Source organism: Streptomyces antibioticus (assembly GCF_002019855.1).
Lineage (GTDB): Bacteria > Actinomycetota > Actinomycetes > Streptomycetales > Streptomycetaceae > Streptomyces > Streptomyces antibioticus_B.
The window spans coordinates 79199-101289 of the sequence record NZ_CM007717.1; the positions used below are offsets into that span (position 1 = coordinate 79199).

General features: G+C 67.8%; 21 protein-coding genes. 13 read left to right on the top strand and 8 right to left on the bottom strand.

Annotated elements, in window-relative coordinates:
• Positions 1-94: 94 nt before the first annotated feature.
• Positions 95-2863, top strand: a complete 2769-nt coding sequence (locus AFM16_RS00340) for a helix-turn-helix transcriptional regulator (RefSeq protein WP_370627982.1) — start codon at positions 95-97, stop codon at positions 2861-2863.
• 118 nt (positions 2864-2981) lie between these two features.
• Here AFM16_RS00340 and qcrB read toward each other — a convergent pair whose 3' ends face one another.
• From qcrB to AFM16_RS00365, 3 genes are all read right to left on the bottom strand, one after another.
• Complete coding sequence (gene qcrB, locus AFM16_RS00345) at positions 2982-4607, bottom strand: cytochrome bc1 complex cytochrome b subunit (protein WP_078631497.1); 1626 nt, start codon at positions 4605-4607, stop codon at positions 2982-2984.
• A 499-nt stretch (positions 4608-5106) separates the two neighbouring features.
• Positions 5107-5418 carry a WhiB family transcriptional regulator gene (locus AFM16_RS00350; RefSeq protein WP_078636780.1) on the bottom strand — a complete coding sequence of 104 codons (312 nt, stop codon included), beginning with the start codon at positions 5416-5418 and terminating at the stop codon, positions 5107-5109.
• 707 nt (positions 5419-6125) lie between these two features.
• Entirely contained in the window at positions 6126-6518 is a 393-nt protein-coding gene (locus AFM16_RS00365) for a MarR family winged helix-turn-helix transcriptional regulator (RefSeq protein ID WP_030797487.1), read from the bottom strand.
• Positions 6519-6904: 386 nt separating this feature from the next.
• On the opposite strand from AFM16_RS00365, the gene AFM16_RS00370 reads away from it, so the two are divergent.
• Positions 6905-7198, top strand: coding sequence for a hypothetical protein (locus AFM16_RS00370; protein ID WP_078631501.1), 294 nt, complete (start codon positions 6905-6907; stop codon positions 7196-7198).
• A gap of 328 nt (positions 7199-7526) precedes the next feature.
• On the top strand, positions 7527-8108 hold the full coding sequence (locus AFM16_RS00375; protein WP_078631503.1) for a hypothetical protein: 582 nt from the start codon (positions 7527-7529) through the stop codon (positions 8106-8108).
• Positions 8109-8606: 498 nt separating this feature from the next.
• Here the strand turns inward: AFM16_RS00375 and AFM16_RS00380 are convergent, their stop codons facing one another.
• The gene (locus tag AFM16_RS00380) at positions 8607-8948 is read right to left on the bottom strand and encodes a hypothetical protein (RefSeq protein WP_030797484.1); all 342 of its coding nucleotides are present in this window, start codon (positions 8946-8948) and stop codon (positions 8607-8609) included.
• 449 nt (positions 8949-9397) lie between these two features.
• Between AFM16_RS00380 and AFM16_RS00385 the strand changes: the two genes are divergently transcribed.
• Positions 9398-9781 carry a DUF3099 domain-containing protein gene (locus AFM16_RS00385; RefSeq protein WP_370627983.1) on the top strand — a complete coding sequence of 128 codons (384 nt, stop codon included), beginning with the start codon at positions 9398-9400 and terminating at the stop codon, positions 9779-9781.
• A 379-nt stretch (positions 9782-10160) separates the two neighbouring features.
• Here AFM16_RS00385 and AFM16_RS00390 read toward each other — a convergent pair whose 3' ends face one another.
• Positions 10161-11159 carry an SDR family NAD(P)-dependent oxidoreductase gene (locus AFM16_RS00390; protein WP_078631505.1) on the bottom strand — a complete coding sequence of 333 codons (999 nt, stop codon included), beginning with the start codon at positions 11157-11159 and terminating at the stop codon, positions 10161-10163.
• Positions 11160-11243: 84 nt separating this feature from the next.
• On the opposite strand from AFM16_RS00390, the gene AFM16_RS00395 reads away from it, so the two are divergent.
• The 8 genes from AFM16_RS00395 to AFM16_RS00430 all read left to right on the top strand — a co-directional run bounded on the left by AFM16_RS00395 (position 11244) and on the right by AFM16_RS00430 (position 17885).
• Positions 11244-12155, top strand: a complete 912-nt coding sequence (locus tag AFM16_RS00395; protein WP_078631513.1) for an AraC family transcriptional regulator — start codon at positions 11244-11246, stop codon at positions 12153-12155.
• A gap of 336 nt (positions 12156-12491) precedes the next feature.
• Positions 12492-13916, top strand: coding sequence for a sugar porter family MFS transporter (locus AFM16_RS00400; RefSeq protein WP_078631515.1), 1425 nt, complete (start codon positions 12492-12494; stop codon positions 13914-13916).
• Positions 13917-14358: 442 nt separating this feature from the next.
• Positions 14359-14631, top strand: a complete 273-nt coding sequence (locus tag AFM16_RS00405; RefSeq protein ID WP_078631517.1) for a hypothetical protein — start codon at positions 14359-14361, stop codon at positions 14629-14631.
• Positions 14631-15029, top strand: a complete 399-nt coding sequence (locus AFM16_RS00410; protein WP_078631519.1) for a PIN domain-containing protein — start codon at positions 14631-14633, stop codon at positions 15027-15029. The genes AFM16_RS00405 and AFM16_RS00410 overlap by 1 nt, the downstream gene beginning before the upstream one ends.
• Before the next feature lie 397 nt (positions 15030-15426).
• On the top strand, positions 15427-16068 hold the full coding sequence (locus AFM16_RS00415) for a uridine kinase family protein (RefSeq protein WP_051780539.1): 642 nt from the start codon (positions 15427-15429) through the stop codon (positions 16066-16068).
• Between the two features lie 37 nt (positions 16069-16105).
• On the top strand, positions 16106-16294 hold the full coding sequence (locus AFM16_RS38960) for a hypothetical protein (RefSeq protein ID WP_143648275.1): 189 nt from the start codon (positions 16106-16108) through the stop codon (positions 16292-16294).
• A 408-nt stretch (positions 16295-16702) separates the two neighbouring features.
• Positions 16703-17362: a VOC family protein gene (locus tag AFM16_RS00425; RefSeq protein ID WP_078636782.1), complete on the top strand. Its 660-nt coding sequence runs from the start codon at positions 16703-16705 to the stop codon at positions 17360-17362.
• Positions 17363-17420: 58 nt separating this feature from the next.
• Positions 17421-17885 (top strand): iron chaperone, encoded by a 465-nt coding sequence (locus AFM16_RS00430; RefSeq protein ID WP_078631521.1) that lies wholly within the window; start codon positions 17421-17423, stop codon positions 17883-17885.
• A 493-nt stretch (positions 17886-18378) separates the two neighbouring features.
• On the opposite strand, the gene AFM16_RS38970 is transcribed toward AFM16_RS00430, so the two are convergent.
• Both AFM16_RS38970 and AFM16_RS00450 read right to left on the bottom strand, forming a co-directional pair.
• Positions 18379-19143: a class I SAM-dependent methyltransferase gene (locus AFM16_RS38970; RefSeq protein ID WP_143648278.1), complete on the bottom strand. Its 765-nt coding sequence runs from the start codon at positions 19141-19143 to the stop codon at positions 18379-18381.
• 110 nt (positions 19144-19253) lie between these two features.
• A complete protein-coding gene (locus AFM16_RS00450) occupies positions 19254-19724 on the bottom strand; it encodes a glycine-rich domain-containing protein (RefSeq protein ID WP_078631523.1) in 471 nt (156 codons plus the stop codon).
• A gap of 111 nt (positions 19725-19835) precedes the next feature.
• Here AFM16_RS00450 and AFM16_RS00455 point away from each other — a divergent pair, with 111 nt between their 5' ends.
• The gene (locus AFM16_RS00455) at positions 19836-20162 is read left to right on the top strand and encodes a restriction endonuclease (protein ID WP_245177579.1); all 327 of its coding nucleotides are present in this window, start codon (positions 19836-19838) and stop codon (positions 20160-20162) included.
• Positions 20163-20407: 245 nt separating this feature from the next.
• On the opposite strand, the gene AFM16_RS00460 is transcribed toward AFM16_RS00455, so the two are convergent.
• Positions 20408-22054, bottom strand: a complete 1647-nt coding sequence (locus tag AFM16_RS00460; RefSeq protein ID WP_078631527.1) for a TlrC/CarA/OleB/SrmB family ABC-F type ribosomal protection protein — start codon at positions 22052-22054, stop codon at positions 20408-20410.
• Positions 22055-22091: the final 37 nt, after the last annotated feature.

Here is a 22091-nt window from a genome sequence, read left to right on the forward strand (position 1 = left end):
GGCACCGGTCCTCATCACTCCCCCAACGCCTACGGATCTTTTCCCAGGCTCGGCGAAATGGGGCCTTGTATGCTCGCCGTGTGCGGTGCTCGCGGTGAATGAGGACAATCGCATACTCCTGCGCGGTCGGCGCAGTGAGTGTGAGGTGCTCGATCGACTCGTTTCCAGGGTAGAGGCAGGGCGGAGCGCCACACTCGTTCTGCGCGGCGAGGCCGGAATCGGAAAGTCCGCTCTGCTGGACTACCTGGCAGAGCGAGTAGCCGGGCGCGGCGTCGCTCGCGCGGCTGGCGCCGAGTCCGAAATGGAACTCCCGTTCGCCGGCCTGCACCAGTTGTGCGCCCCGTTTCTTGGAAGCCTCGAGTCCCTTCCCGCCCCACAGGCCCAGGCCCTTGCCACGGCGTTCGGGGTGAGCTCGGGTGCACCGCCGGATCGGTTCCTGGTCGGCCTGGCGGCGCTGAGTCTGTTGACCGAGAGGGCCGCCGAGGGACCACTTTTCTGCCTTGTGGACGATGCACAGTGGCTTGACCGGGTCTCCGCACAGACTCTGGTCTTCGTTGCGCGGCGTATGCTCGCCGAACCTCTCGCACTGGTGTTCGGTGTTCGCTCCGGTCAGGGACCTGGTGGATTTGCCGGCCTGCCCGAGCTGATGATCAACGGTCTGCCCGACAATGACGCCCGCACCCTCTTGGACTCGGCACTGAGGGGGCCGGTGGACGAGCGGGTCCGCGAACGCATCCTCGCCGAGGCTCGCGGGAACCCCCTTGGACTGCTGGAATTGCCCTTCGGTCCGGCTCCGACGGATCTGGATGACGAGTCCGGCCTGCCGGACCCAGGACCGGTGACCAGGCGCATCGAACGAATGTACGCCAAGCAGATCCAGTCGCTTCCCTCGGCGACCAGGCGGCTGCTGCTGGCTGCCGCGGCCGAGCCGACCGGTGACGTGAAGCTCCTCGGGCGGGCGCTGGAACAGCTCGGGGTGAGTGCGGAGGCGGCTGCTCCGGCCGTTGCGGAGAAGATGATCGACCTCAAAGTCATGGCGCGCTTTCGGCACCCGCTCCTGCGCTCCGTGGTGTACCGCTCGGCCGGACTGGCAGAGCGGCGGGAGGTCCATCGTGTGCTGGCGGCGGTGACAGACTCGGCTACGGATCCCGATCGCCGTGCCTGGCATCTCGCGCGGGCGACGATGTCTCCGGACGAGGCAATCGCCGGGGAACTGGAGAACTCGGCTGAGCGGGCTCAAGCCCGTGGCGGTGCCGCTGCTTCGGCGGCATTCCTGGCGCGGGCTGCCGTACTGACTCCTGATCCGCGTCGCAAGGCGGAACGTGCTGTGGCGGCGGCGCGAGCAAAGCTTCGGGCAGGTGCGCCGGCGGCGGCACGCGAGTTGCTGGCCATCGCTCAACGGGGCCCCCTGGACGAGTTCGGCCTCGCCCGGGTGGAGCTTTTCCAGGCGCACATCGCCTTCGCGTCGAGCCGGGGCCGTGACGCCGGTCCGCTCTTGTTGGGCGCGGCCCGGCGGCTCGTGCCCTTCGATGCCGCTCTCGCTCGTGAGACCTTCCTGGACGCGATCTCGGCTGCCATGTTCGCCGGTCGCCTCTCTGTCGGCGTCGATGCTCGGACAGTGGCGAATGTCGTGCACGAAACCCGGCCGGCAGCGGCGCAGCCACCCCGTAACGCCGACTTGCTGCTGGACGCGCTCGCCCTTCGTTTCGCCGAGGGCTACGGCGCCGCGGCCGCTGCGTCGGAAAAGGCGGTGAGTTCACTGCGTCGGGAAACCGACCCGGAGGAGGTACTGCGCTGGTCCTGGCTCGCTTCGGCGCTCGCAGCCGAGATGTGGGACGACGAAGGCTGGACGGCACTGGCGGAACGTCATGTGAAGACCGCCCGCGCTGTCGGCGCGCTGGGCGAGTTGCCCCTCGCGCTCAACTCGCTCGTTGTCGTTCAGACATGTACCGGTGAGCTGGACACGGCGGCCCTGCTTGTCGCCGAGATTCCCATCGTGCAGGACGCCGCGGGCGGCAGCCTCGTGGCGTACGGTGCGCTGACACTTTCCGCCTGGCGGGGAACGGAGGGCAAAGCCGCAGCCCTGATCCAGTCCAGCATGGACGATGCTGTGACGCGTGGTGAGGGAATCGGTGTCGCCATCGCTCAGCGGGCCAGAGCGGTGCTCTACAACGGCCTGGGCAAATATGAACGGGCATTCGATGCGGCCGTCCGTGCGAGTGCCCACGAGCACGACCTGGTCGCGGCGAGCTGGGGCTTGATCGAGTTGATCGAAGCCGGCGTGCGCAGCGGTCACCACGCAGAAGCTGCCGGTGCGCTGCTGCGGCTGACCCGGACGACAGAAGCGGCCGGTACGGATTGGGCGCTGGGAGTCCAGGCACGTTCACAGGCACTGCTGAGCGAGGGCGACGTCGCTGATCATCTGTACCGGGAAGCCATCGAGCGACTTGAGCGTACCCGGATGAGGATGGAGGCGGCCCGGGCGCACCTCTTGTACGGGGAATGGCTGCGGAGGGAGAACCGGCGTCGTGCCGCCCGCGACCATCTACAGGCGGCACACGGGCTGTTCACCCGGTTCGGTGCGGGGGCGTTCCTCGGGCGCACCAGCCGTGAGCTGGCCGCCACGGGTGAAACCGTGGCCAGGCGTACCAGAGCAACACCCAGGAGGCTCACGGCCCAGGAGACGCAGATCGCACGTCTCGCCGGTGATGGGCTGACCAATTCCGAGATCGGGGCCGAGCTGTTCCTCAGCCCCCACACCGTGGAGTGGCACCTGCGGAAGGTGTTCACCAAGCTCGACATCAGCTCCCGCAGACAACTTCGTGGCGCGCTCACCGGCGATACTCCTGCCGACCCGGATTAGACGGCCGCGTCCCGGCACGGCAGGACAGCCTCACGAACAGTGTCCCTGCGCCCGACGCAGACTCAGGAGGGGCCGTCGCTGCGCAGACGCCGCCGGCAGAGTGCCGGACGAGGGTGGGTCAACGCTCGTGCCTGCTGGTGGTCTCCTCGTACTCCTGCACGGAAGGCTTGGTGATCTGCGCGCCTTCGCCGTAGAAGAAACGGCTCAGCCTGGCGCGCAGGCGCCGGGCGAGCGTGAGCGGGGCACTGAGGCTCTCTCCGCCTTCCGGAGGGACGAACTCGATCGGCTTGTGCTGGACGTGCTGGGTGAGCAGGTGCAGTTGGTCCTGGCTGAGCGGCTCGTGGACCTCGACGTACTCGCCGTGGGGCAGTCGCCTGATGGTGCCCGTTTCTCTTCCGTGCAGCACCGTGTCACGGTCGCGGCGTTGAAGACCGAGGGCCCATCGCTTAGTGATGAAGAAGGCGACCACAGGCACGAGGAACAGACCGATGCGTACCGCCCAGGTCACCGACTCGACGGCAACGTGCAGGCGGATCGCGATGATGTCGTTCGCCGCGCCGATCAGGGCCACCAGGTAGAAGCTGATCCATGCCACACCGAGAGCCGTGCGTACCGGACGGTTACGCGGACGATCGAGGATGTGCTGTTCCCCCTCGTCCTTGGTCACCCAGGACTCGATGAACGGGTAGGCGGCCATCGCCAGGAACAGGCCGCCGGCCACCATGAGTGGGACCAGATTGTCCAGCGCCAGGGTGTGACCCCAGAGATTGACCTCCCAACCGGGCATGACCCGCAAAAGCCCGTCAGCCACACCCATATACCAGTCCGGCTGGGACCCGGCCGAGACCTGGTCCGGCCTGAAGGGACCGTACTTCCAGATCGGGTTGATCTGGGCGACCGCAGCAATGGCGAAGATGGTTCCGGAAACCAGGAAAAAGAAGCCGGCCGACTTCACTGCGCGAACCTTGAGCGGGATGCCCACAACGTTCTTGTTGGTGCGCCCTGGACCCGGATATTGCGCGTGCTTGTTGCGCCGCGCCAGCACAAAGTATGCGGCCATCAGTGCCAGCATGAAGGCCGGAATGATCAACACATGCAGAGTGTTGAAGCGTGAGATCACCTCGTTTCCAGGGAATTCACCCCCAAAAAGATACATCGAAATGTACGTTCCAACGACCGGGATCGAAAGAATCGTTCCGTTCACAACCGCGAGACCGGTCCCGGAAAGCAGGTCGTCCGGAAGGTCGTAGCCTGTGAGCCCTTCGAACATGGCGAGGATGAGGAGCAGGAATCCGATCAGCCAGCCGAGTCGGCGCGGCTTGCGGAATGCTCCCGTAAAGAAGGTACGCAACATGTGGACGAGCACGGAACCGACGAAGATCAGAGCCGCCCAGTGGTGGGCCTGTCGCACGAGAAGCCCACCACGAACGTCGAAGGAGATTTTCATCGCCGAGTTGAACGCCTCGGACACCATGTGGCCCCGCAGCGGCCCGTAGCTTCCTTGATACTGCACCATTGCTGCCGAAGGATGGAAGTGCAGGCTCAGATATACTCCGGTGACGATGAGGATCACGAAGCTGTAGAGGCAGATCTCGCCGAGCAGGAAGGACCAATGGTCCGGAAATGCTCTTCGGGCGCCTGATTTCATTCGCTCAACCACGCCCTGGGGCGCGCCGGCCCACTCAGCTACCGTCTCTCCCGCGCCTTCTGCACTCTTCTCGCCCCTCGTGCTCCTGTCACTCATGCCCCTACCACCATTCATAGAATTCACTCGCACGTTGCACTGCAACAGGCAGGAAGGAGAGCCCCGTCCATCGCCGCAACAGGGCTCAACCAGACGACTCCCATGGAGCCCGGCGCCCGTCTGGGGTGCCCCTCTCACGTCGTCGGACGTTGCACAGCCGAGGACACACCTTGTGACGCACTCGGTCGTCAGTTCAGGGCTTCGTCGCCGCACACTGCTCGTCGAATGCTTCCCCCTCTATGACCGGGGACGATCCATGGATGTGACGCCCTCGGCGCTGCGCGTCCCGGGCCCGCCAATGCATAGTGACACCGCATGTTCGGGGCATTGGAGTCCGTGTGAAAGGTGGGCCGTCTTTCCTTGGCAGCTGAGCACCGCCTCACGTATGCGGATTCGTCTGTGCCGGGCGGGGCCCGCTGCCGGGATCCCCGCAGTGCCGCATAACCCGACCTCCTGTCCCCCTCGCGCGCTCGGCACGTGGCGCGGACTCACGGCCCCCTCAAACGCGGGCGCTTCGCCTGGTTCCATCGCTGTTCTGAAGAGTGACGGCCTTCTTCGTGGTGGGGCGGGCGTCACGACGGCGGATGGCCCGGCGCTCGCTTTCCGTCGTACCGCCCCAGACGCCTTGCACCGGACCGAGTTGCAAGGCCAGGTCGAGGCATTGCTCCAGCACGGGACACCAACTGCATACGGCCTTTGCCTCATCGACCTCTACCAGGCTCGGGCCGTCGTTTCCGACCGGGAAGAACATGTCTGGGTCGTCGGCGCGAAGGCAGGCCGCCCTCTCACGCCAATAGGTGCTGTCGCCCATCATGGGAACGAGACCTCCGAAATTCTGAGGGGACACAGGGCCCGGAGCCTGACGCACGGGAGCCCTCACCTGAGACCGGGCAACTCGCGCTGGTGTGACACACGGAGGCGGAAGCTCCTCTGGGTCGTCAAATGGTTCGCGAGAGCGACTGGAGGGCGGATCTTGTGAGGTAGGCGGTGGTACGCCTCGTGGGCGACGAACCGTCTCAGGCAGCGGACGATGTCCTTCTTGATCGTGCCTTCGTGGTGGGCGACCTCGCAAAGACGGCCGAAAGCGCCTTGGGTGCAGAGCCGGTCGGGGTTGTCGCCCGGCACTAATCGTCAGTCGGCCGACGGTTTCCGGACCGACGGTCGAGTGTCAGGGGGTTGAGGCCGAGCTGAAGGAGGAGGCGGGTCGGGTTCCGTCGACGAACGGGACCGAGACGCCCTGACCAGGCCCGTTCACGACAACCGGCAGGTCGCCACAACACTCCTCCCCCGCCGGCCCGGCACCAACATCACCACTCACTCCGTGAACGGCCGCACCGGCCTCGTCGCACGCTATGACCAACAGATCGCCGCCATCATCAGCCTCGACATCGCCGACCACCGCATTGCATAGGTCTGGGCCGTTCTCAACCCCGCCGAGTGAACAGTGGCAAACAGAAGTTTGCCTTGGCAGGGCCGCATCCGTGCCTGCCGTGGCCGGCGAGTCCGGAGAGACCGAGATCAGGCGCCGAGCGTGCGAGTGAGGACGGACCGTTGCAGTGGAAGTACCTCGGCGTGCAGGTCGCGGCCCTTAGGGGTGATCGCCACCCAGACCCCACGCCGGTCTTCCTCACGGGCCGTGCGCTCCACCAGGCTTTCTTTCGCCAACCGCGCGATGAGCCGCGAAAGCGCGCTCTGACTCAAGTGGACACGGCCGGCGATCTCCTGAACACGACACTGCTCAGCCGGCTTCAAGACAGCGCACGAAGCCAGAAGGTCCAGGACCTCGAAGTCGCTGGCTCCGAGGCTGTACGGGTGCAGCACGCGATCGATTTCGCCCATCGTGCGGGCGTGAACGGAGAGGATGTCCCGCCACCGGTCCTCTGGTCGAGCACCAGGCGTTTGCGTTGCCATATGTGGACGGTAACAGAGGTCGGACCAATCGTTGATTTCGCAACTAGCCTCCTCGGTCCACTCCATGGCATGCGGGCACCGTCGCCGAAGCATGACCCGCGCGCTTCCGTGGGCCCCGACCGAGGCAACGAGCCAGCGGGAGAGCGCCGTCAGCCCCGGCGGAACCCGACACCGCTCTCCCTCGAGCACGAACGCAGAGCACGAGGACGGAGCGACCATCCGCATCAGGTGTGTGGACGACAAAGCATCGCTGCTTCCCCGCACGCTCACTCATGTCGGGACCCGAAGTCGGGCGGCTGTCACATCTCTGGCGGCTGCACGGTCTTTCTCTGTAACGGCCTGCACGTTGTCGCTCGCCCAGGCTGGCAGCGAGGAAAGGAACGGATATGACTTCGCCGCTGGACCCCGACCAGCCCTGCGGCCCGGCTGCCGCTGCCGTGGCGTTGGCGGCTGAGGCCGCCGTCTTCGAGGCTCGCTCCCGCATGCTTCACGAGGCGATCGACGCGCTCGACACCCGCATCAAGGCGATGTCGGAGACGCTGAACCGGCTGCGCAGGGCTTCTGCAGCCCGCATGACGGAGAGCGGCGATTGCCGCGATACGCACGGCAGCGGGGTCGACGTCGATGCCACCGGTCTCGATCGTCGAGAGCGGTCCCCTTCCACGCCTTGTCGGCCTTGAGGTGGGGCGGCCCGGCGTCTACCGGGCCGCCCCGGCCGATACAACGTGCCGAATGACATTGCTCCCAACTGCAAACAGTGACAAGATGTGCGATATAAACCATCTTTCTCCGCGGCCCTCCTGGGGCGTGTGGGAGCCGGCCGACGGAACGGCAGCCTCGGTTCGTTCGAATCTCACCGGTCCCGCTCTTCCACAGCGAGGCGGATCTGGTACATACATCCTGGATGACCCACTGCCTATGATGTGGGAGGGCACTCGTCCCGCGCCCGCACCGAGACGCCCTGTCGGTGACGGAGCGCGGCGCGTCACGGTTGAATGAGAGGAACCCATGGCCTCGGTAAGCCAAGCGGCACACAACATTGAGATCACAGCCGAGAGTCTTCAAGAAGACCTCGCGCGTCTTCAGGTCCAGAAGCAGTCGCTCGAGCGAGAACTGGCCGCGGTCGACGCACATCTCAGATCGGTGCAGCGAACCCTTGGCGCGTTGGAAGTTCTGATGCTCAATTCCACCCCCGCGGAACCAGCCGCCACACCGGGCCGACAGCAGCCCACGCCTGGTGTCGCACCGCATGCCTCCAGTCCGGCCGTTGCTCCTGAACTCCCCGCACCGCAGCCGAAGGCCACGTCAAAGTCTCAGCAGCCGCGAGGCACTGAGCCCCTCCCGGAAGCTCCCGCCAGCGCCGGCGCAGGCACGGACGGCCAGCAGTACGGCAAGCTCACCGAGCAGATCATGGGGTACTTCGCGCAAGTCGGTGACGCTGAGGTCCGTGCCCGCGATGTGGCCGCAGCTCTGGGCCGTGATGGCGACAGCGGAAGCATCAACGGCGTTCGCAGCACCCTTGATCGGCTGGTCGGTACCTCTCGGGTAGAACGGGCAGGGCGGGGCCTGTACCGCGCCAAGCGTTCGTAGGCCGGCCCCATGACGAGGCTTGTGCGTGCACGCGAGGGGTGTCCGTGAGGGGCTTGCCTCCGCGGCCATCGACGTCGCAGCCGCGACATGCGCCGACCTGAGGCTCCGCAACGCGAGGGTCCCGGGCACCTCTGTTCGGGGGATTGGGAGACGCCCGGGACTACGCGCCTGTGACCCACCGGCCACAGGTTCAGAGCTCCGGACAGTCTCACGCACCAATGGTGTGACACCTCGGAACACTGCACTCATCTTATCAATGGTTCAATCATCATCGGTCCACGATGGCCTCCGAACAGTGTGTTCTGGGCAACCAGGGCTGGACATGACCGTGGTTCGGCTACGCGGGTCACGGGCGCCTCTGCCGGCTCCACCTGAGCTGTCGTCAACCTGCGGAGGTCCGGTCCACGCGCCCTGCGGAGGTTGTACCGAAACATCTCAAGCCCGTGTGCCGGTGGATGCGGCTGGAGGCCGAAGGGTGATTCTGGCCAGGTGGACGGGTCAAGCGAGCGACCCCACGACCACTACGCACAGACCGATGATCCCCACCGTGACCAGAGCCATCGCCGTCATAGTTCCTCTGAGCCAACGCCCGAAGCGCACGTGGTGGCGTTCTTCCACCTCGCTGATGCTCTCGGCGATGTGCTCGGTGACTATCCGGGCAACGTACTTCTGCTCGTCGAGGTACCAGCGTTCGATGTCGCGTTTCTGCTCCCGCGTCAGCCCCGGAGCCCGCGTCGTGAAGGCTGCCACCCGCTGATGGGCTGCCTCCAGATGCGCCTCCCAGTACAGGAAGGTTTCGATATCGGTCAGGCCGCGCGCGGCCTCCTCACTCGTGTCCATAGCGTTCTCCTCAACAAGTCCAAGCCCGACTGGGGCTCCTCCGGATCCGTTCGGGAGGGGCTCGTAGCCTCACGTCACAACGACCGGACAACTCGTCTGTCTGTGACAAGGGATTTCCGCGTGCGGTGAGCCCGTCAGCAGCCGCCTATAGAGGGTCTGCTTCCTGGTCCGGGGGATGCCAAGACTCATGGGCACCGATGCACGGTGCTGCTGTCACATCTGTGGCGCTCGCCTGGTCAAGCAATGCAGAAGCTGCGTTCCACACCTGCGGTCTCGCACCGCGCACAGGGCTACGAGCAACGCAGCTCTTTCCAAACACCAGGTACGGAGAGCAGCCGGATGGTGCACGGCTTCATGTGAAGCGCCACAGTGCGTCGGCTATGGCCGCAGGCAGCGTGCCACCTTGCCGGACCTGGTGCCGGGATGACGAGATCGACGGATGGTGGAGCGTGGTCAGGAAGCAAAGCAGAGTCCACGTCTTCCGGATCACCGGAGCCAGGCAGGGACTAGAGGAGAACGTCCGCGGCCGGCAGCGACGCTATGTGATCCTCATGTCCGTTCGTGCAGCCTCGGTAGTTCTGGCGGTGACTGTGTGGAACGTCGAACGCCACATCGCGATAGCCGCGTTGGTCCTCAGCATCCTCCTCCCCTGCGTGGCCGTCGTCATCGCGAACGGGGGGCGAGAGAGAACTTACTCCCTGCCGAAGTTCGTTTCTGCGCCCTTGAGGCTGATGATCGCACCGCAGCGGGACGGCGATCCCGCCGGACCGGTTCCGGAGGACATGGTCGACGTGACGGTGATTCCTGGCGCTGAGGCAAGGGAACCTAGCTGAACCTGATCAGCTCACGGTGTAGGGGGCTTTGCATCGAGGCGCGGCGCCGGAGCACGCGGTGCCTGACGGCGCCGCGGAGCGGTGGCGTTGCGATGCCCGTTGCCGGCTTCTGGCTTTGGTCCTCGCCCAAGGCGTGAAGGCCGATGCACCGGCCTTCACGGCGTCAGGGCCCGCCTGCGCATCTCCCCCGACAACATGGCTATCGCCTACGACGAGGCGGGCCGGGGCGGCAGGCCGGCCTGCGAACGCGGGCCCGCAGGCAGTGCGGCACCGTGAGCGGTGCATCGACCGTTCGAAGGGCCTCAGGCGGTCCCTTCCGCGGACGTGCATCGCGCACTTGCCGCCACTGCCGCAGGCTGCTGGCGCAGGGGCCAAGCTGTCACGCAGCGCGAAGGGCATCAGTGCCGTACTCCCAGAGCCGGTCCGCTGCCTCCGGGTCGAGTGCGTGGGCAGCTACGCCACCGGGCTGGTCCTCCTGGCCCTGGACGGTCCGGGCCTCCTGGTTGTCCTCGAAGTAGCGGCCTGTGACTCCCTTCAGGAGTGGGGAGGCGGCCAGCAGAACGGAGGTGGCGGCCCCCTGCTCGGGAGTCTTGTAGTACGGCAGGGGCTTCACGTTGCCCTGGTCGTCCATCACTCCGAACGCGCGCATGGTCTCGTCGTCGACATGCCGCTGCAGACGGGTGAGGATGTAGCCGGGGTTGAGCGCGTTGACTGTGATCCCGTCGGCCGCCCAGCGGCGGGCACCCACCGTGAACAGGACGTCGGCCGCCTTGGACTGCCCGTAAGCCACCCAGGGATCGTAGGGCCGCCGGGCGAAGTGTGCATCTTCGAAGTCGAAAGGTGCGTCCAGGTGGGCGCCGGAGCTGACGACCACGATGCGAGCGGAGCCGGCGTCCCGCAGAGCCGCGTGCAGGCCGGTGGCCAGAGCAAAATGACCGAGGTAGTTGGTGGCAAGTTGCATTTCCCAGCCGTTCGGGGCGAGGGTGCGCGTGGGAAGAGCCATGATTCCGGCGTTCGCGACAAGGATGTCGAGAGGCCCGCGCCACGCTCGCGCGAAAGACTCGACCGATGCCGGATCGGACAGATCGAGGGCTTCTGCGGTCACCCGGCCCGCTCCGCCGGCGGCGGCCAGTTCCTGGACGAGCGGCTCGGCGGACAGCGGCCGGCGCGTGGCGACCGTGACCTCCGCGCCGGCGGCGGCCAAGGCCCGCACGGTTTCGGCGCCAAGACCCGAAGCACCGCCGGTGACCACGGCACGCCGGCCGGTGAGATCCACGCCGTCAATCACCTCCTGTGCACGGGCGTGCGAAGCAAAGGGAGTAGTCAGCAGGCCGGAGTCGTTTCGCGAGTGCGTGTCGGCCGGAGGATTCGTTGTCATACGTCCACGCTACGATTCATGAACTGGATGCTCTATTGCTATGAGTCCACACTTCTTTAGCAATCGTCCAGGACGGAGGTGGGGATGGATCCTCTTGAGGATGTGCTGACTCTGCTGAAGACCCGCAGTCACCTCTCGGCGAGCCTGGTCGCCGGAGGACGCTGGGCCGTGGTGTTCGACGCCCCTCAGGTGCTGAAGTTCAATGCCGTTCGGCGCGGCGCCTGCCTGCTGAAGGTTGACGGCGACGACGAGCCGATCGACTTGGCCGAGGGCGACTGCTATCTCCTGACACGTCCCCGTTCGTTCACACTCTGCAGCGATCTGGAGGCTGCTCCTTCCGATGGCGGCGCCGTGTTCGCAAGGGCCGAGGACGGCATCGCCAGGGCGGGTCAGGGCGACGACGTATTCCTCATCGGCGGCGGCTTCTCCTTCGCAACTCACGCCCAGGAGCTGTTGCTCGACAATCTGCCCCCCGTCGTCCACGTGCCCGCGGGCACCCCGCACGCGGAGGCGGTGCAGTGGGCGCTGACCGCCATCGACCAGGAGCTGACACATCAGCCCATGGCCTCCACACTGGTGGCAGAGCATCTGGCAGTCGTCATGCTCATTCATGTGCTGCGCCTACACCTTGAGCGCGCGCCGGATGCGGTGTCGGGGTGGCTGGCGGGCCTTGCAGATCCCGTGGTCGCCTCAGCGCTGACCTTCCTGCACCGTGATCCGGCACATTCGTGGACCGTGGCCGAACTGGCCAGTGCTGCCGCTGTGTCCCGGTCCACCCTGGCCGCCCGCTTCAAAGCCACGGTCGGTCAGGGACCATTGGAATACCTCACGCGATGGCGGATCGAGCTGACAGCCCGGCAGCTACGGGAAGGCAGCGCACCACTCGCCGCCATCGCCCACTCCGTGGGATACGGATCCGAAAGCGCCCTGAGTGTCGCCTTCAAACGAGTCCTGGGAATGAATCCCGGTGACTACCGCAAGCATCCGATGCCCTGACAGTGGTGAAGAGACACGTTCCCACTGCCGTCGACTCTTCCTCGCCACAAGCCCCGGTGGATCTCCGGAGTGCCGGGGCCGGCTACTTCGATGCTTTCCCGACTGGGGGGAGTGCCATCGGCGGCGTGCAAGGCAGTTCGGCAAGGCGGAGTGTCACAGCAGAGCCGGTGGGTCTGTCTCAAGAGGGTGAGGTGCCGCAACCGGCCCGCCCGGGCTCGGAGTGAAGCGCTCCATGCGCAAGCTCACGACAACCGACACCGGCAGCAGCCTCCCCGCAGGCGGGAGTTCTGGTCCCCATCGTCTGCCGCGGTGTGACCAAGGGCCCGAGGAGGACACGTGACCAGCAGTGCACCCCAATCATCAAGATCAATAAGAGCCTCTGGGGCTCATCCCGATCATCTCGGGCATGTCATCTTCATCGCGGCGGCGGCCGCGATGGGCGGATTCCTCTTCGGCTACGACAGCTCCGTGATCAACGGCGCCGTCGAGGCCATCCGGGACCGCTACGACATCGGGTCCGCGGCCCTGGCGCAGGTCATCGCCATCGCCCTGATCGGCTGCGCCATCGGTGCCGCCACGGCCGGCCGGATAGCCGACCGCATCGGCCGGATCCGGGTCATGCAGATCGCGGCCGTGCTGTTCACCGTCAGCGCCGTCGGCTCGGCGCTGCCCTTCTCCCTGTGGGACTTCGCCCTGTGGCGCGTCGTCGGCGGCTTCGCCATCGGTATGGCCTCGGTCATCGGCCCCGCCTACATCGCCGAGGTCGCCCCGCCCGCCTACCGCGGCCGGCTCGGCTCCTTCCAGCAGGCCGCGATCGTCATCGGCATCGCCGTCTCGCAGCTGGTCAACTGGGGTCTGCTCAACGCCTCCGGCGGCGACCAGCGCGGCACCCTGATGGGCCTGGAGGCCTGGCAGGTCATGCTCGGCGTGATGGTCGTCCCGGCCGTCCTCTACGGCCTGCTCTCCTTCGCGATCCCCGAGTCCCCGCGCTTTTTGATCTCCGTCGGCAGGCGGGAGCGGGCCCGGGAGATCCTCGCCGAGGTCGAGGGCGAGAGCGGTGACCTGGACGCCCGCGTCGCCGAGATCGAGAACGCCATGAACAGCGAGCACAAGTCCGCGTTCAAGGACCTGCTCGGCGGCGGCTTCTTCTTCAAGCCGATCGTGTGGATCGGCATCGGCCTGTCGGTCTTCCAGCAGTTCGTCGGCATCAACGTCGCCTTCTACTACTCCTCGACGCTGTGGCAGTCGGTCGGCGTCGACCCGACGGAGTCCTTCTTCTACTCGTTCACGACGTCGATCATCAACATCGTCGGCACCGTGATCGCCATGATCTTCGTGGACCGGATCGGCCGCCGCCCGCTCGCGATCATCGGCTCGGTCGGCATGGTCGTCGGCCTCGCGCTGGAGGCCTGGGCCTTCTCCTTCGACCTGGTCGACGGCAGGCTCCCGGCCGCGCAGGGCTGGATCGCCCTGATCGCCGCCCATGTCTTCGTCCTCTTCTTCGCCCTGTCGTGGGGTGTGGTCGTCTGGGTCATGCTCGGCGAGATGTTCCCCAACCGGATCCGCGCCGCCGCCCTGGGCGTCGCCGCCTCCGCGCAGTGGATCGCCAACTGGGCCATCACGGCGAGCTTCCCGTCCCTGGCCGACTGGAACCTCTCCGTCACCTACGTGATCTACACGGCCTTCGCCGCCCTCTCCGTCCCGTTCGTCCTGCGCTACGTCAAGGAGACGAAGGGCAAGGCCCTGGAGGAAATGGGCTAGTGAGCCGACAGGCCATGGCCAGATGACGCACGCCAGAACCTCGAGGCGACAGTTCCTCGTGGTCTTCGGCTATCCGTTCGATCACAGCGTTGCCGGAGGCTTCGCACTCCTGCCGCTCCCGCCCCCGGCGGGCTGGGCTGCGGCCCTCACGACCGCCCCGCTGCGCCTTGGCCGGGCCGTCGTCCCCTCCCCCTCAGGGGTTGCACGGCGTACGCCGACACGCGGGAGTTCACCCTCGGATCGTCCCCGAGCCTGCGGGTGGGCGGCAGGGCCCAGGGGCCGGCCGGACGATGTCGGAGCGCGCCGGGTGCGGCAGCACCGCAGCGCTCAGCCACCGGCATCGCGGCCACCCCCGTCTCGGGACACACGACGGGGACCGATGAGATACACCGACACCCGCCGTTCCTCTACCGACGGTAGAGGAACGCGGTAGAGTCGGGTCATGGCAGACGAGACGAGCATCAAGGTGAGCGCGGCGGCACGGGACAGGCTGGCACAGCTCGCCGCCGAGCACGGCACGACGATCCGCAACCTGGTGGAGGAGCTGGCGCAGGACACGCCGACCAGGGCCGAGTACGCCGAGCGTGCCGAGCTGGCCCGCGCGGAGCTCGCCTCCGCGTTGGGGCAGGCGCCCAGCGCGGAGGCCGAGGCGAAGGCCCGTGCGCTGCTGGAGCGTCTGGGCGGGGTGCAGCACGGCTCGCAGACGGCCGCGTAGTGGCGGCGATCTCGGTCGTCCTGGACCACACCACAGCGACCGCTCTGTACGACCCGAAGGATCCGTTCAACGAGGCGGTCGCCGCGTTCTACGTGCAGGCGTCCGGCGGGCTCGGGGATCTGTCCGCGCCGGTGCTGTCGCTGACGGCCGGCGACGCGGAGCGGCCCGGGCTGCTCAGCTATATCAAGGGGCTGCGGTTCATCCGGATCGAGGCGTTCGACACCGACGCCGCGGTCACCGCCACCGGACTGCTGCGGTTCGGGCACTCCTGGGCTGCCGTGCACGCCATCCACGCCGCCCGGCCCTCGGCCGCCCACCCGGCGGGCCGGTTTCTGCTCACGCTGACGCCCAAGGCGTACGCGGGCACCGGCATCCAGGCCGTCCACCCAGACCAGTAACCCACCGGGAGACAGTGCGCGCGGGCCGTCCGGCCCTCGTCCCGACATCAGCCTGTCCAGCCGCACCGCTTCGCCGGGGCAGCACCGCCGGCTTCTGCGTGGCGTGGACTCACGGCCGCCCCGACCGGGCCCTGTTCGGGCGCGCCCGTCCATGCGTGGGAGGGTCTCGGCGCGGGCATCGGCCATGACCGCGTGCTGCTGCTCGGACGCCTGAAAGACGTCGCGGTGTGCAAGATCGGCAGGGCAGGTCGTCGAGTAAAGGTCACGGCCCCGGCCCTCGCTGAACCGGGCCGCGTTCCCCTGCTTGCCATAGGCGATCACACCGCCGTACATTCCCTGCACCCGGCTTGTCCGGCCGCTTCGACTATCCCCCTTGAGCACATGAGGAGCGCCCGGTATGACGGGTGTACTGGCGGTCGCAGGCGGCACCGCATCCGGCAAGTCCACCCTTGCCGAAGCTCTGTCGCTACAGTGTCCCGAGAGCATCGCGCTGGTCCATCTGGACGACTACTACGTGCCCGCGCACGACCCTCTGAGGGGTGTGTGGACGGTCAGTGCCGACGGGCACGCCGTCCTCGACTGGAACCATCCGGGCTCGATCGACGAGACAGCGGTGGCACACGCCATCGACGCGGCGCTACGGCGCCCGGGCGTGCTACTGACCGTGGTCGAGGGCCTGTTCGCGCTGTCACTACCGTCCGTGGTCCGGCGGGCCGCCTGGCGCGTGTATGTCGACACCCCCGACGACATACGCCTGGCCCGCAAGATCCTCCGGAAGATCGAGATGCAGCGGCAGGACCCCCGGCTGTCCCTGCGCAACTATCTGCAGACCGGCAGGGACCGCCACGCAGTCCACGTCGCGCCCTCCCGGGCAGCGGCCGATCTGGTCGTGGACGGAACCGCGAGCGAGGCGGAGATGCTGGCAGCCGTCATGCCGCTGATCGAGCCGGCCCTCACCACGCCGCCCGCGGCGCCCTCGCGTGAACCGGACGTGTGCGGTGTGACCCGTACCTCCACAGTCCCGGCGTTCGCACTGTGACCTGCCCCGGGACACCGGCCCCGACGAGGAACGCCACGTGATCACGCATCCTGGCCCGCAAGGCGTGTTCGTCCTGCGCTATCCGGACCCTCCTCGACGCCCCTGGACCAACAAGGAGAAGGCCGTACGCGACCCGGTGAGCGCGCCCGCACACCGCTGCCCGGCCCGCCAGTCCCACCACCGGGCCGCCGGGTCGCTGCCTCCCCTCTCCACCACACAAACATGATTCAAGGCTGCGAAGGATCAGGAAGGCGCAGCTCACAGGTCTCATATGCGCCTGCGAGGCAGGCAGGCAGGAGTGCTGCCCGTCCAGCGGGGGTTGCACGGCAAACCGCCGCTCCCGCCACCATGCTCGCCGCATCCACGGCGCCCGCGCTGGGCTGTCTGGTCCCCGAGGTCTGCTTCGCGGTGGGCCTCGCGTCACTGGACACGTCACCACCCGCTTCACCGAGCTGGTCGGCATGCCTCCCGGGGCCTCCTGGCGCCAGGTGGCACAGGCTGCGTCCGCCCCCGCCCGTGACGCCCGCTCAGCGATCACGGTGGAGGGGAGGCCCGCGTGCGGGGCCGGGCATGTGGCGAGACTGGTCAGGAATCGAGAAGCCCCGGCCGTTGCCCGGCCCCTAGCGTGGTGGACATGGCAACCACCACTTCCGCCGCAGCTCACACGGCCCTCGCGTCCGTCACCCTTGAGGTGGCCGACCCCGAGGCTGCCCGCCGCTTCTACGAGGCCTTCGGCGTGGACGCGTACATACGCCTGCGGGCGTCCGAGGCGCACTCGACCGGATTTCGCGGCTGCACCCTGGCGCTCACGGTGTCCGGGCCGGCTACCGTCGACGGCTTCGTCGCCGCCGCCGTGGATGCCGGTGCCGTGGTGCTGAAGCCCGCCGCGAAGTCGCTGTGGGGTTACGGCGGCGTCATCCAGGCGCCCGACGGGACGATCTGGAAGATTGCGACCTCTGCGAGGAAGGACACCGGCCCCGCCACCCGCGCGATCGACGAGGTCGTCCTGCTCCTCGGCGTCGAGGACGTGAAAGCCACCAAGCAGTTCTACGTAGGCCGGGGCCTGACCGTGGCCAAGAGCTTCGGCGGCAAGTACGCCGAATTCGCCCCCGGTCAGGTCGGCCTCGTGAAGCTGGCGTTGTACAAGCGCAACGCGCTGGCCAAGGACCTCGGGGTCCCCGCCGACGGCACAGGCTCGCACCACATCGTCCTCGGCAGCACCGCCGATGCCTTCACTGACCCGGACGGCTTCGTCTGGGAGGCCGCCGCGCCGCCCGCTCCCACAGCGTCCTGACTTCCGATCTTGTATTTCCGCACAGCCGTGTCTCACCTTCCACGAGAGGAAAGCTGCCATGCCGTCCACGAAGCCGCCCGCCCAGAAGTACGACGGATTCACCGCCGAGGAGCGGGCCGCGATGAAGGAGCACGCGCACGAACAGAAGAAGGCGGCGGCGCGGCGTGGTTCGTCCCGGGCGGAGAAGGAGGCGGCAGCGGAGCAGGACGTGCTCGCGAAGATCGCCGAGATGCCGGAAGCGGACCGGATCCTCGCCGAGCGGATCCACGAGATCGTCAAGACCGCCGCTCCCGACCTCACGCCCAAGCTCTGGTACGGAATGCCCGCGTACGCCAGGGACGGCAAGGTCGTCTGCCACTTCCAGAGCGCGCACAAGTTCGGGTCGCGGTACGCCACGCTCGGCTTCAGCGACCAGGCGGCACTCGACGAGGGCACGATGTGGCCGACCGCCTACGCCCTCAAGGAACTGACCGCGGCCGACGAGCAGTTCATCGGCGCCCTCGTGAAGAAGGCAGCCGGCTGAGGCCGTGGTCTACGTGGTGAGGCCTCGCTGACCCCGGTATGGGGTGAGGTACCGGGAGTTGGGTTGTTCCGGACGGGCTGTGGGAGATTGCGAAACCACTGCTCCCGCCCCGAGGGCGCAGCCGCAGGGCGGCGGAACGGAACCCCCTGATGAGATGCTGTTCGCCGCCATCAACTACGTCCTGGTCACCGGCCTCTGGGGCCGGCTCCACGCGGCCGTGCTGTATCGGCTCGACGGCGCCGACCCCATCGACGTCACCCGCGGAGGGGCACCAAACCATGCACGACCCCCACTGCGGCTGGTAGTTCAAGCTGTAATGCCTGCATGCGGACAGAGTTCACGACCGGGTTGGCCCGCGCAGGTGGCTTCGCGGCGCATCGGCGTCCGCATCGTGCGCAAGGACATCGAGTCCAGCGAAGGACTCAGGGCGCCGCCGATGGGTCATCGAGCACACCATGTCGTGGCTGTCCCGCTATCGTCGGCTCAGCCCTCGCTACGAGCGCGCCCCACACACAACTACCTGGCCTTTCTCGGCCTCGCCGCTGCCCTGTGCCGCTGCCCTGTGCCGCTGCGCGCTCACCAGCAGTGTGTCGGCGGTGCGTGGGCCGCCGGTGCTGGCAGGGAGCACGTCGGTGGTGATGTCGGTGAATCCGGACTCGTCGAGCAGATTCGTCCACACGTGCTCTTGAAGGACCCAGCGACGCAGTGTGGTTGATTCGCCGTCCGGTGTCTTTGCCGGGATGTCGGCAGCCATGGCGTTGGGCTGGGCAGGTGCCCCGGTCAGGTAGTGGGCGAGGGTTGCGAACACCAGTCGTCCGCCCGGCTTGAGGGCGGCTGCCGTCGCGGGCAGTACCTCGCGTGGGTCGGTGAAGTCCACGGCGCCGAAGATGCTGTAGAGCACGTCGTACGTGCCGGGCATCGCCTGCAGGTGGGGCACCGCGCCTGACTGGACGATGCGCAGGCGAGGAGCGAGGTGGGCGTAGAGGTCGGTCGCCATGGCGTGCTGGGCGGGCGACGCGTCGACAGCGATGACCTGGGCGGGGTGGTGATGAACCGCCAGGTGTGCCGCGTGCCGGGCTGTTCCGGCGCCGAGGTCACCCACACAGCGGCCGGTCAGGTTGCCGAGGGCCTCGGGGCCAGGCCCGGCGTCCTGGCCCCAACTCCAGTAAAAGGTGTCGGGAACGGTGCGGTCACTGGTGGCGCGGGCGCGGCCGTAGTGGTGCCAGAGGTCTGCGGTGCTGGTGGTCACCCGGCCCATCCTGGCGGCCGCGGCCGGACCGCGGACCGGTTCACTGAAATCTCACCCGGGCGTGCTCTCGGGCCCCAGTCGTATGGCCAGGGCCCGAGGAGCTCGCCGTTGCGGCGCGGTCAGTGCGAGTCGTTGCCGGGGTGGCAGGGGCCGCAGTCGGCGGCGTCCGTCCACAGCGGCAGGTCCACCTCCCAGCCGTCGGCGGCGACGATGTGGGCCGTCTTGATCACGGAGCCGTCGTTCTTCATGTCGGCCTTGGGCACGTGGTGCAGGAACACACCGTCGTTGAACTTCTCGCACAGCTCGGCGTACGCGACGGTGTCCAGGATGATCGTGTGGACGCCGATGTCGACGAGCTTGCTGGGCGCCAGCCCCAGGCTCTCGCCCCGGTGGTTCATCGCGGTCAGCAGGTAGGCGTAGCCCTGGCCGAGGACCCGGGCGGCCATGACCGAGTCGTAGGGGTGGTCCCGCATGAGGAGCCCGACCTGCTTGTCCCACAGGTCGGCCGACACGACGTCGCGTGCGCAGCGGACCGGGCCGGTCGTCGGATCAGCGGCCGCAGGGGATGCAACAGCGGCGATGAGTGCCATGGTGTGCCTCCGATGTGACGGTGCCCCGCGGCGCGGGGCGGTGCACCCAGCACACCCGCCGACCGGCCTCGCGGTGATCAACTCTCCATCTGTGCAAGGCGTTTGCACATCGTGCAAGCGGCCTCGACGCGCCTGACCGACGCCCGCACCCTCATCGGCGGGCTCTGCATCATTCAGGCCAAGCGCACGAAGAACGTGGTCTCCGCCGAGACCGTGCGGTCGGTCGCGGGCATCGTGAACGACAAGAGTGCCTCGAAGGGCATCGTGGTCACCACCGCATGGTTCGGCAAGGCGAGCTGGGACTTCGCGCCCCGCAACCGCGTCGAGCTCATCGACGGCCGGCATCTCAAAGCGCTGCTGCTGGAACACCTCGGCATCGACGCTCTGATCGGCCTGCCCAGACTCCCGCCCGGCTGGCAGACACGCGATCTGAGTTGAGACCGCCGTCGTGCCCCTCCGGCCGGTGTGCTTCGGAGGGGGTGTCCTTGGGTTCCGGCAGCGTCATGGGGAATCGTGGTGGGAGCGGAGCCCGCAGCAGTCGGGGGGCGGCTGGACCCCGCGGGCCGCGGTGCTGCCCGGGCGGGGATGCCGTAGCCGGCCTTGCCGCGTGTCGGCGGAATCGGCTTCCACGCGGTCAAGGTCCGGCCTGGCACGGGGCTGCTCCAACCCGGCTGGACCAGTGGTCAGGCTGCCGCCTCGCGTGCGGTGATGTGGCCCTCGCGCAGGGCGAGGTGCGTGCCGGTGAAGCGGGAGCGCATTCGGCGGTCGTGGGTGACGAGGACCAGGGAGCCTCGGTAGCCGGCCAGTGCTTCTTCCAGTTCCTCGACGAGGACGGGTGCGAGGTGGTTGGTGGGCTCGTCGAGGAGCAGCAGGTCGACCGGGTCGGTCACGAGGCGGGCCAGCTCGATCCGGCGCCGCTGACCGTACGACAGTTCTCCGACGCGTCGGCGCAGATCGTACGGGCTGAACAGGCCGAGCGCGAGCAGCGTCTCGGTGTGTTCTTCCGGGGCGCCCGGCCGTCCGGCGGCGAATGCCTGGGCGACGGTCAGCCCGGGCGGCCACGGCGTCTCCTCCTGACGCAGGTGACCGATGCGTCCGGGGACGTTCACCGAGCCGCTGTCGGGTCGTAGTTCTCCTGCCAGGACGCGCATCAGGGTGCTCTTGCCGGCTCCGTTGGGGCCGGTCACCAGCAGCCGCTCGCCGGGCCGGACGGACAGGGACGGGACGTGGAGGCGCTCGCCGACGTGCACGTCGGTGAGCTGGGCCGCGGGGGCCGTGTTCCCGGCGGCGAGGCTCGTGGTGATGCGTGCGGTGAGGACGAGCGGCTCGGGGGGCGGTGTCACGGGGTTGCCGGTCAGCCGTACGACCCTTTCCTTGGCGTTGCGGATGCGGACCGTCGCGCCGTGACCGCGTCCGCGGGCACGGAATCCGCCGTGGCCGAAGACGCTCAGCGGCATCTTGCGCGGAATGGCGTCCAGGCGCGCCACGTTGGATTCGGCGAGTTGCCGGTTGCGGGCGAGTTCGGCGCGCCAGTTGTCGTACTCCTGCATCCGTCGTCGGCGTTGTGCGGCCTTCGCGGTGAGGTAGCCGTCGTAGCCGTTGCCGTGGCGGGAGACCTGGGCGGAGTCGACCTCCAGGATGGTGGTGGTGAGGCGTTCGAGGAACTCCCGGTCGTGGCTGACGGCGATGACCGTTCCCTTGTGCCGGCGCAGGTGTGCCTCCAGCCAGCCGATCGCCTGGTCGTCCAGGTCGTTCGTCGGCTCGTCCAGGAGCAGCAGTTCCGGTGCCGAGGCCAGCGTGGCGGCCAGGGCCAGACGGGACCGCTCGCCGCCGGACAAGCTGGCCAGCCGCCTTCCACGATCCAGGTGCGGAAGCCCGAGCCCGTGCAGGGCGATGCCCACCCGGGTGTCCGCTTCGTATCCGCCCCGGGCCTCGTACTGCTCGATGAGCGCGGCGTAGCGCGCATGCGCGGGGCCGGGCTGCGGTTCCGGTGCCGTCGCCAGGTCGGCTTCCGCCCGGCGCATCCGCGATTCGAGCGCGCGCAGGTCGGCCAGGGCCCGGTCGACCGCATCCTGAACGGTGGCGTCGGGCGGGAGTTGCAGCGTCTGGGCCAGGTATCCGGTGCCGCCGGGCGCCGCCACGGTCAACTCGCCGCTCTCGAAGCGCTCTTGCCCGGCGATGATCCGCAACAGCGTGGACTTTCCCGACCCGTTGTCGCCCACGACGCCGACCTTCTCACCCGGCTTGACGGTCAGGCACACCCGATCGAGTACGACGTGGTCGCCGTATCGCTTGGTGAGGTCGTGGAGTGCGAGTTGTGACGTACGCATGGTGCTGTTCCCCCGTTCTCGGCCGGGCCGGTCGAAG